General features: G+C 43.0%; 8 protein-coding genes and 3 tRNA genes. 6 read left to right on the plus strand and 5 right to left on the minus strand.

Annotated elements, in window-relative coordinates:
• Positions 1 to 174 precede the first annotated feature (174 nt).
• Together DPF90_RS19765 and DPF90_RS19770 are read left to right on the plus strand one after the other, a co-directional pair.
• Complete coding sequence (locus DPF90_RS19765) at positions 175 to 810, plus strand: TetR/AcrR family transcriptional regulator (RefSeq protein ID WP_114788014.1); 636 nt, start codon at positions 175 to 177, stop codon at positions 808 to 810.
• Between the two features lie 72 nt (positions 811 to 882).
• The gene (locus DPF90_RS19770; RefSeq protein ID WP_114788015.1) at positions 883 to 1,842 is read left to right on the plus strand and encodes a DHH family phosphoesterase; all 960 of its coding nucleotides are present in this window, start codon (positions 883 to 885) and stop codon (positions 1,840 to 1,842) included.
• Between the two features lie 8 nt (positions 1,843 to 1,850).
• On the opposite strand, the gene DPF90_RS19775 is transcribed toward DPF90_RS19770, so the two are convergent.
• From DPF90_RS19775 to rsgA, 5 genes are all read right to left on the minus strand, one after another.
• Positions 1,851 to 2,990: a murein hydrolase activator EnvC family protein gene (locus tag DPF90_RS19775; protein ID WP_114788016.1), complete on the minus strand. Its 1,140-nt coding sequence runs from the start codon at positions 2,988 to 2,990 to the stop codon at positions 1,851 to 1,853.
• 271 nt (positions 2,991 to 3,261) lie between these two features.
• Entirely contained in the window at positions 3,262 to 4,794 is a 1,533-nt protein-coding gene (gene gpmM, locus DPF90_RS19780; RefSeq protein ID WP_114788017.1) for a 2,3-bisphosphoglycerate-independent phosphoglycerate mutase, read from the minus strand.
• A gap of 293 nt (positions 4,795 to 5,087) precedes the next feature.
• A complete protein-coding gene (locus DPF90_RS19785) occupies positions 5,088 to 6,509 on the minus strand; it encodes an SLC13 family permease (protein WP_114788018.1) in 1,422 nt (473 codons plus the stop codon).
• Between the two features lie 168 nt (positions 6,510 to 6,677).
• Entirely contained in the window at positions 6,678 to 7,544 is an 867-nt protein-coding gene (gene asd, locus DPF90_RS19790; protein WP_114788019.1) for an archaetidylserine decarboxylase, read from the minus strand.
• A gap of 102 nt (positions 7,545 to 7,646) precedes the next feature.
• Positions 7,647 to 8,702: a small ribosomal subunit biogenesis GTPase RsgA gene (rsgA, locus tag DPF90_RS19795; protein ID WP_114788020.1), complete on the minus strand. Its 1,056-nt coding sequence runs from the start codon at positions 8,700 to 8,702 to the stop codon at positions 7,647 to 7,649.
• Positions 8,703 to 8,811: 109 nt separating this feature from the next.
• On the opposite strand from rsgA, the gene orn reads away from it, so the two are divergent.
• The 4 genes from orn to DPF90_RS19815 all read left to right on the plus strand — a co-directional run bounded on the left by orn (position 8,812) and on the right by DPF90_RS19815 (position 9,984).
• On the plus strand, positions 8,812 to 9,357 hold the full coding sequence (gene orn / locus DPF90_RS19800) for an oligoribonuclease (RefSeq protein WP_114788021.1): 546 nt from the start codon (positions 8,812 to 8,814) through the stop codon (positions 9,355 to 9,357).
• 179 nt (positions 9,358 to 9,536) lie between these two features.
• Positions 9,537 to 9,612: transfer RNA gene (locus tag DPF90_RS19805), tRNA-Gly, on the plus strand.
• A 166-nt stretch (positions 9,613 to 9,778) separates the two neighbouring features.
• Positions 9,779 to 9,855 (plus strand) — tRNA-Met (locus DPF90_RS19810).
• A gap of 53 nt (positions 9,856 to 9,908) precedes the next feature.
• Positions 9,909 to 9,984 (plus strand) — tRNA-Gly (locus DPF90_RS19815).
• The last annotated feature ends 31 nt before the right edge of the window (positions 9,985 to 10,015 follow it).

Here is a 10,015-nt window from a genome sequence, read left to right on the forward strand (position 1 = left end):
CTTTGAGCTTTATGTTTTCATGCTGTTGATTCATGACTGAATCTAGTAGAGTGGTGGTATCAGACAATGATGAGTTTGCGTAAGGAATAAAGTAAAGGTGAGCAAATCAGCTTCGAAAGGTAGGTCGACCGAAATCACACTGACATTATTAATTGCAGAGGATACGTGAAACGTATGAAGACACGTGACAAAATAGTGTTTGCCGCATTGAATCTTTTTAATGAACATGGCGAACGTAATATCACCACCAATCATATCGCCGCGCACATTGATATTAGCCCTGGTAACCTCTATTACCATTTTCGTAATAAGCAGGAAATCGTGCGTGAAATTTTCGCCCTTTATTCCAACGAGCTATTGGAGCGTTTCTCACCAATTCACGGACAGCAAGAAAGTTTGGTCTTGCTTAAACACTACCTAGACTCCATCTTCAAGTTAATGTGGAAGTATCGTTTTTTCTATGCCAATCTTCCTGAAATTTTGCAACGAGACGAACAATTACATGAAGAATATATTCTGGTTCAAGAAAAGTTGCAGACCAACTTAGTCAATATTATGCGCTCTTTTGTTGACCTTGAGTTGCTTGCCGTGGAAGAACATGAAATGAAACCTTTAGTTACCACTTTACACATGATTGCTTCTAGTTGGCTCGGCTACCGCTCTGCAATGTCGCAAAAAACGCACATTACCGAACAAGTCATTCACCAAGGCATGCTGCAGATGATTGCGGTAGTAAAACCCAAAGCGACACCTCAAGGCGTAGAGCAACTACAACTGCTTGAGGATGGTGTTAAAGCGATTCATGCTTAACCATAACCAAATGTAATTGCCATAGACCCCGAAAACCTCTTAAAGTGTCATAATGATCGTTAAGGGGTTTTTATGCATTATGACGTGTTTAATGGTGATGCTGATGGCATCATATCACTACTTCAACTTCGCTTAGCTGCACCTAAAAAGGCTGTCTTGGTCACTGGATTGAAGCGAGATATCAAGCTTTTGGATGCCTTGCATTGCCGCTTGGGAGATACTCTAACCGTATTAGACATATCCATGCGAAGCAATATGGCTGGGCTAAAGCAGATATTAGCTAGTGGCGCATCGGTATTTTACGCAGATCACCATCAAGCAGGAAGCATACCTCAAGATCCTAACCTAGACGCGCATATTGATTTGGATGCCAATGTATGTACGGCTTTGATCATAGATAAGTTGCTTAGAGGGAGGTTTCATCATTGGGCTATTGTCGCCGCGTATGGTGATAATCTATGTGCCAAGGCTGATGAGCTCGCAATCGCAGCAGGATTTGATACAGCTGAAAGAGCGCAGCTAAGCGAGCTAGGAAAGTTAATTAATTACAATGGTTATGGCGCTTCTTTAGAGGATTTAAACTTCCTACCCGATGAATTGTATCGAAGGCTACTGGCTTATGAAAATCCTTTTGCGGTTATCGGCGATCCCTTGTCTCCTTATCCCGTGCTGCGCGAGTCGTATCAGCAAGATTTTAACCAAGTGATTTCAATACCGCCTTTGCATCAAAGCCATTGCCTTTTAGTCGTTGAGCTGCCCGATAGCGCGGCTTCAAGGCGTATTAGCGGGGTGTATGGAAACTGGCTATCCAATCAATCTCCTGACTTGGGGCATATTGTTCTTACCCATAATCAAGATGGAAGCTTTAAAGTGTCACTGCGCGCCCCCAGCAATAATAGATGTGGTGCTGGAGACCTGTGTGCGCAGTTTATTTCGGGGGGAGGACGTGCTGGATCTGGTGGTATTAATACCTTGGTCAAAGCGCAACTACCGCTACTTATATCTAAAGTGGAAAAATTTTATAGCCAATAGGGTTTTCACTATCGAGTAAGCCAAGCCCTGGGATCCTGAGCCTTACTGTTGCGCCTGATTTCGAAATAAAGTGAGGCTTTTGACTGACCACCAGTGTCCCCGGCAAGCGCAATGGTTTCCCCAGCAGAGATTTTATCGCCTTCTTTCTTTAGTAAACTCTGGTTAAAGCCATATAAAGTCATATCACCCTTACCATGATCGAGCAGGATCACTAGACCATACCCTCTCAAATAGTCTGAAAATACCACGGTTCCAGAGTAAACAGCCTTTATAGCTTGCCCATAAGCTGCGTTAATCACCATGCCTTTCCAATTTATTTGTCCTGTTTGACGAGAGCCGTAATTATGCAGAACTGTCCCTTTAATTGGCCAAGGAAGACGGCCTTTTTGTTTGGCCAAACCATCCATAGGTATTGGCGTATTGCGTTTAGCTGCTTTAGCGATTTCAGCTTTTAGCCTTGTCTCATTACGTTGGAGCTCAGTGAGATAGACTTTGTCATTAGAAATGTTCTTTTTGATGTTACTTAGAGTCCCTTTTCGCTTGGATTGCTCTTTGGTAAGGCGTCTGCGGGTTTGCTGCTGTTCGTCGAGTAAACTGGTAATTTGTTGTTGCTCAAGTTTTAGCTGTGTTTCGCTTTTAGTCAGCTCACTGACGGTTTTTTCTATCTGGGCAATGGTTACAGCTCGTTTCTTGGCTAAGTGTTGAAAGTATTGACTTATCCTGTCTTCTTCAACACTTTGATTAAGCATGTTAGCTGATGATTTCGCTCTTTGTGTTGCATAATAGGTTTGTAAAAGCTCTGCAAGAACTTCTGTTTGTTGTCGTTTTTGTTTTTCTAATGAAGCGATACGCTTTTCCAGCGCAGAGATACTTTGATTGGTTTTATGCAGCGATGCTTTGGCTTTCTTGATCTCTTTTTCTAAGCGGACAATACTGAGTTCTTGCTTTTTTAGAGACTTATTAAGAGTGTCGAGCTTTTTTTGTTGGGAGCTGAGCGACTGCCTCTGCCTTGATATTTCATTGCTGACCCCTTTAAGCTCATTAGGTGAGGCAGACCATGTTGGAAAGGCGAGTGAGATCAAAATGAGACATACCAATCCAGCAAGTATAGGTAAGGCTAGTGTTTGTCTTGATTGCCGTATTGCCATGCGAAAGGGGAAATCCTCAGTCCTTGTTTGACAGTCAGTATAACCAAACACGTTCCCACGAAGAAAGAGTAATGTCAAAACTTGTTTATCGGCAGATAAAAACGAGATGTCGGTGAGATATAAAGTGCTTCTTCGAGCATTTAAATACTGAATTTTGGTCAAAAAAGAGTGCTAACTCACTCAGCACTGCACAATGGGCAGTATGGCGCAAAGGCCTGAACCCAGCATGAATAATATTTAGGTCGCAGGCCTTTGTTTTGAGTCTTAAAGGTTATTTGATTAACACTTCACCTGTCATTTCTTTAGGAATAGAAAGGCCGGCAAGTGACAGCATAGTTGGCGCTAGGTCAGAGAGTTTACCTCCCTGTTTGAACTCAATCTGTTTGTCGCCAACATAAATCAGTGGTACAGGAAGATTGGTATGCGCAGTGTGGATCCCACCTGTCTCTGGATCTACCATCATCTCGGCGTTGCCATGGTCTGCGGTGATTAGCATTTGTCCACCGACTTTTTGTATCGCTTCAACAACTTTACCTAAGCTGCTATCAAGTGCTTCAATGGCTGATTTAGCTGCTTCATATACACCTGTGTGGCCAACCATGTCTGCATTTGGGTAATTGCATATGATGGTATCGTAGTTCCCAGAATCAATAGCCGCGACCATTTTCTCAGTCAATTCTGCTGAGCTCATTTCAGGTTGTAAGTCGTAGGTTGCGACCTTAGGAGAAGCGACTAGTTGTCGTTCTTCACCTTCAAATTCTGTTTCAACACCACCGTTGAAGAAAAAAGTAACGTGAGCGTATTTTTCTGTTTCTGATATGCGCAATTGAGTATGACGTTTCTTCGATAGCCACTCACCATAGGTGTTTTCCAAAGATGCTGGTGGGAATGCGATGGAAAGTGGAATATCCGCTGCGTATTGCGTAAGCATCACAAAGTGGATGTTAGGGAAGGCGTTGCGAGTGAAACCTTCAAACTCTGGAACAAAAGCACGGGTAATTTGACGGGCACGATCGGCTCTATAGTTCATAAAGATGACCGCATCTCCCTCTTGCATCAGTGCTTCTTCTTGCTCTGCTGTTTTGATTGATGTTGCTTTAACAAACTCGTCATTCTCACCACGCTCATACGCAGCTTGTAACCCTGCAACAGCTGAACTGGATTGGAATTCGGCTTTCGCTTGTGTTAAGAGAGCGTAAGCTACCTCAACACGTTCCCAGTTGTTGTCACGATCCATAGCGTAGTATCGGCCAACGAGAGAAGCGATTCTCCCTTTGCCGAGGCGTTCGAATAGCTGGTCAAAACGCTTAAGTGAGTTTTCTGCACTTCTTGGCGGGGTATCACGGCCATCTAAGAAACAATGTAGGTAAATTTTATTTGCGCCTTGTTTGGCAGCCATTTCTACTGCGGCATAGATGTGATCTTCGTGAGAATGGACACCGCCAGGAGACATAAGTCCCATGATATGAACGGCTTTATCTGCTTTTACCGCCGCATTGATTGCTTCAACGAGTGCTGGAGTGTGCTCAAATTCACCATCAGCGATGGATTTTGTGATTCGGGTGAGATCTTGATACACAACTCGCCCAGCGCCAATATTGGTATGGCCCACTTCAGAGTTACCCATCTGTCCATCAGGTAGGCCGACATCAAGGCCAGACGCTGAAATCAAGGTGTTAGGGTTGTTAGCAAGTAGGCTATCGATTACCGGTGTATGAGCATTGGCAATAGCGTTGCTGGCCGTGTCTTCTCGGTGTCCATATCCATCAAGAATTACAAGAGCCAATGGTTTCTTAGCTGACATAGTGATGTCCTCGTCAAATTCAAAGTAACTTAGGAAACAAAATTAGCGTAATTTTACTACACTTTTTAGCCAAAACTGTAGGTAAAGATCAAAGATTATTGGGGAAGTTTTGTTGTTATCTTTCACCTATTCTTCTACTGTAACTATGGTGAGCTAAGGTTTCCTATCTATAAGGCTATTGTCGCTGAAAAAAAGGAAAGTTAAAGCGGTTATTATCGATTACTCTAATAGAGCTTAACTAACGATACCCATATGATTGAATTTGACTATCAATCAACGTTCTCTGTTTGAATTTATCGTGCTCCCATCAAGATGACGCCAGTATAAGTGATGAACAAGCCTAGAATACCCAGTATCGCCCCAACTTTTGCCATATCTTTACTTTCGATTAATCCCGTTGAATAAGCGAGTGAATTAGGCGGAGTCGAAACTGGAAGAATCATGCCAAGAGACGCGGAGAAGGCAACTACCACCATAAGCCCTTGCAGACCGCCAATAGAAGTAAGGTTATCCATTGAAGTGCCAATAGCAGCTGCAATTGGCATGAGTAGGTTTGCTGTTGCTGTATTCGACATAAAATTCGCCATTAACCAACAAATGATGGATAAAGTGATCACTAGGTTTATTGGCGCAAGAGACTGGTAATCAACCGCATTGGCAAGCACTTCAGCTAGTCCTGTTTTATCGAGTGCCATACCGATGGCGATGCCTCCGGCCACTAACCAAAGTACATCCCAGTTTATTTGTTGGAGCTCTGTCTTACCTATGATGCCTGTTAATGTAAATATCACCAGAGGAACCATAGCAACCACATACGTATTCATACCGTGAACTTGGGTGGTCATCCAGAGTAAAACAGTACTGGCGAAGGTTATGTAGACGACAATGGCTCGCCAGCTGCGCTGAAACTGTCCATCGAGTTCTAAAATCAAAAAGTTAACTTGAGACGGAAATAATTTTTGTAATAGAAACCAAGCAGCAATCAGTTGAACAATAACAAAAGGCAGCCCTATCATCATCCAACTGAGGAAATCGATACTGTGTTCTTCAGTTAGGTATTGGAGGGCAATGGCATTTGGAGGTGAGCCAATTGGGGTAGCGATTCCTCCCGTATTTGCCGCGACTGGAATACACAGAATTAACGCCTTGATCCCTACTTGCTCTTTTTGAGCAAGGGCAATAATTGGGCTGACGAGAGCGAGCATCATTACTGTCGTTGCAGTATTGGACATAAACATCGAAAAAACGGCTGTAATTAACATTAGACCCAGCATTATGAATTTGGGTTGGGCGCCAAAAGGTCGCAGCAGAACACGCGCTAAGTTTTTATCTAAATCGTATTTTGAGGCGGCGATGGCAAGGGTGAACCCGCCCATGAAGAGGATAATAATTGGTGAGGAAAAGGTATTTAAAATATCGCTGTATGGGATTAACTCTTCCAAGCTTTGCTCTGGTTTAGTAATACGAAAAAATTGTAACCCTTTGTCAGAGAGCATGATCAGTTCAAGAGCAATAATAAGCACTGAGGTCGCAAATACAGGTACTGGTTCTAGAATCCAAAGAAGCGCTGCTAATAAAAATATACCTAAAAGTCGATGTTGTATGAGAGTGAGATCCTCGATAGGCATTTGCTCTGTTGGTAAAAGCAAAACCAATAGTGGTAATGCAAAGCAAAATATTAGTTTAGCGGTGAGTATTCGGGCGTGTTTAGGCATGCAGATTTAACCAAGCTAGGTAAACATGCTTCCTAGGATAAAGAATCTCAATGTTAAGGTATTAGACTTGGATAAAAGTTTGCACGTGTGAGCATGCTGTTTGTAGTGACTTTGCCCTAGATCAAAAAACGCCCTGAAAATCAGAGCGTTAATTGTATAGAGCTGAGACTACTTATTTGATGTGATTGACGCGTAGGGTGTTCCCATCACGGTAGAGTGGCCGTTGGCCATCGAGTCATCGAATTTAACACTATCTTTTGCGAAGAGGTTAATCACAGTCGAGCCTAGTTTAAAGCGTCCCATTTCTTGGCCTTTCTTTAACACGATAGAGCGGGCACCTTCGCTTGGGTAATCCCACTTGTAGACGGTATTGCCGCGAGGTGGGGTGATAGTTCCTGCCCACGTTTGCTCAATACTGCCAACAATGGTAGCACCGACTAATACTTGAGCGAGAGCACCGAATTCGGTATCAAAAATACACACTACGCGCTCATTACGGGCGAACAGGTTAGGAACATTTTCTGCAGTGAGTGGGTTAACCGAAAATAGGTCACCAGGTACATAAATCATTTGGCGTAGAGTTGCGTCGCATGGCATATGGACTCTGTGATAATCACGCGGCGAGAGATAAATGGTAGCAAAGTCACCATCTGCAAATTCTGCTGCCAGTTTGGCATCTCCACCTAGCAATTCCTGAGCGGTGTAATTGTGTCCTTTGGCTTGAATCAATTTTCCATCTTGGATAGGTCCAAACTGACTTACACAGCCATCAGCTGGATGAGTAAGAATGTCTTCCTGAGAGCAAATCGGGCGGGCATCTTCCTTTAACTCACGAACAAAAAATTCATTGAAAGTTTTGAAGTGTTTAGGGTCTGAGTGCTTCGCCTCATCCATATTGACACTGTATTGTTTGATAAACCAGCGAATAACTGCGGTTGTTAGACCACCAGCTTCAGCCGATGCGAGTTTGCCGACTAAACGCGTCAAAGCGTGTTTAGGGATCCAATACTGTAGTCCAACTTTGATTTTATCCATTGTCATGTATTCCAATGTTAACCGAACGTTTACTTGCTTTGGGGCGTGAGATACTACTCAACTTTAATAGTAAAGTCAGCACTCCCAGTCGTTTATTTCGTTTTATAGGTCTGCTTTTTTGTTCCTTGAATACTGGCGATTAGCTTTCACCTCTACCATGCTATCGAGAATTCGATGATAGTTCTCAAATCGTGTTTCACTGATTTCGTTATTATCGACACCTTCTCTCAGTGCGCATCCAGGATCATCTTTATGCTTACAATCTCGAAACTTACATCCACCTAAATAAGGCCTAAACTCAATAAATGCTTTGGTAACTTCTTCTGCTGCTAAATGCCAAAGACCGAACTCTCGAACGCCTGGAGAGTCGATTAGATCGCCGCCAGTTGGGATGTGGTACAAACGAGAAGCTGTCGTTGTATGCTGACCTAAACCAGAGTTTTGCGAAATCTCACCCTCCTCGACATTGAAGTCGGGCATTAATGCATTGACTAAGCTTGATTTTCCGACACCTGATTGACCAACGAAAATATTTACTTTATTTTTTAGTTCAGTTTCGAGCTCGGTAATGCCCTCTCCAGTTTGTTTACTTACTAGCAGTACTTTATAGCCAATGCGTTGATAGTCTTCTAACCATTGCTGGTATTGAATGCGTTGCTTGGTTTCCAAAAGGTCGATTTTGTTGAGCACTAATAATGGGGCTATATTGAGTGTTTCTGCCGCAACTAAGTAGCGATCGATGATATTAAGCGACAGCTCTGGAAGCACAGAGGAAACAATTATCATCTGTTCTACATTGGCAGCGACGGGTTTTAAACCATCATAGTAATCCGGACGAGTTAAAACCGAGCTACGTGGCTCCACAGCTTCTACCACACCATTTATGCCTTCCATAGATTCAAGACCTGGCCTCCAGATAACTTTATCCCCCGATACGAGAGTTTCAATGCCACGTCGTAAATTACAGCGATGTACTTGCCCACTATCAATATCTTCAATATCTGCGTGTTGACCGAAGCGAGTTATCACCAGTCCTTTTTGTGCGGCACACAGCATAGACTCCTCCCACTGAAAGGTCTCTTCTTTGGTCAGTTTGCGTTTTTGATTGTTTCGTACTCGTCGGACTTGACCTTTGGTCAGCTTTTTCTTTTTTGCCACAATTGTCTACTTAACTATATTGAACTAGACGACCCCTAGGTTATCTATCCTGAGGATCAGAATTTGGGTATAGTACCTTTTTTAGCATAAAACCAATAGGCAACGATTTATGTCCTTTAGCAATCAAAATTTAATTTGGATTGATCTAGAAATGACTGGTTTAGACCCTGATACACATAAAGTCATTGAAATTGCTACCATAGTTACTGATAGCGAATTAAACATTCTAGCTCAAGGGCCAGTACTTGCTATCCATCAACCCGAAGAAGAACTTGCCAAAATGGATGAGTGGTGCGTTAGAACACACACAGGCAGCGGGTTAGTGGCGAGAGTCAAAGCGAGTAAAGTCACTGAGCAAGAAGCCATTGAACAAACTATAAAATTCTTAGAGAAATGGGTTCCTAAAGGCGCTTCCCCTATCTGTGGTAACAGTGTTGGACAAGACAGACGCTTTCTTTACCAACACATGCCACAACTCGAAGAGTATTTTCATTATCGCTATATCGACGTCAGCACCATAAAAGAACTAACACGTCGTTGGGATTCACAAATACTGACCGGCTTTTCTAAATCGGGAAGTCACTTGGCCTTGGATGATATACGTGAGTCAATCGCTGAACTGAAATATTATCGACAAACGGTTTTCAAAATATAACAGACTGTTATTTCACGCTGTTGCAAGTCATTAAACAATCTTTTTAGAACTAGATTTACTTAGTTTTGTGTTCTTTTTCATCAAACGAGAAAAAAAACAGTTTTTTTTACTGTAAGGACTTGCATCACAAAAAAATGCTCTTATAATTCGCAGCCCTACACGACGTAAACGTTGTGAATGCGACACTAGCTCAGTTGGTAGAGCGCAACCTTGCCAAGGTTGAGGTCACGAGTTCGAACCTCGTGTGTCGCTCCAAATTTGTAGTTGTCACCATACTTAATGGTGAAGCAAGCGACACTCGTTCAGTTATTGGAGTGCAACCTTGCCAAGGTTGAGGCCACGCCTTTCTATTATGAATAGGTGACCTCGTGTGTAGATCAAAATTATAGTTTTCATCATGCTTTAATGGTGACCATACGGACGCGGGGTGGAGCAGCTTGGTAGCTCGTCGGGCTCATAACCCGAAGGTCGTCGGTTCAAATCCGGCCCCCGCAACCAAATTAAGATGTTGTGAGTTGCTTACTCTTTGAGTTCAGCCATTCATAAAATCTGCGACACTAGCTCAGTTGGTAGAGCGCAACCTTGCCAAGGTTGAGGTCACGAGTTCGAACCTCGTGTGTCGCTCCAAATTTGTAGTTGTCACCATACTTAATGGTGA

Origin of the sequence: Vibrio tetraodonis (assembly GCF_003350295.1) — a bacterium.
GTDB lineage: Bacteria > Pseudomonadota > Gammaproteobacteria > Enterobacterales > Vibrionaceae > Vibrio > Vibrio tetraodonis.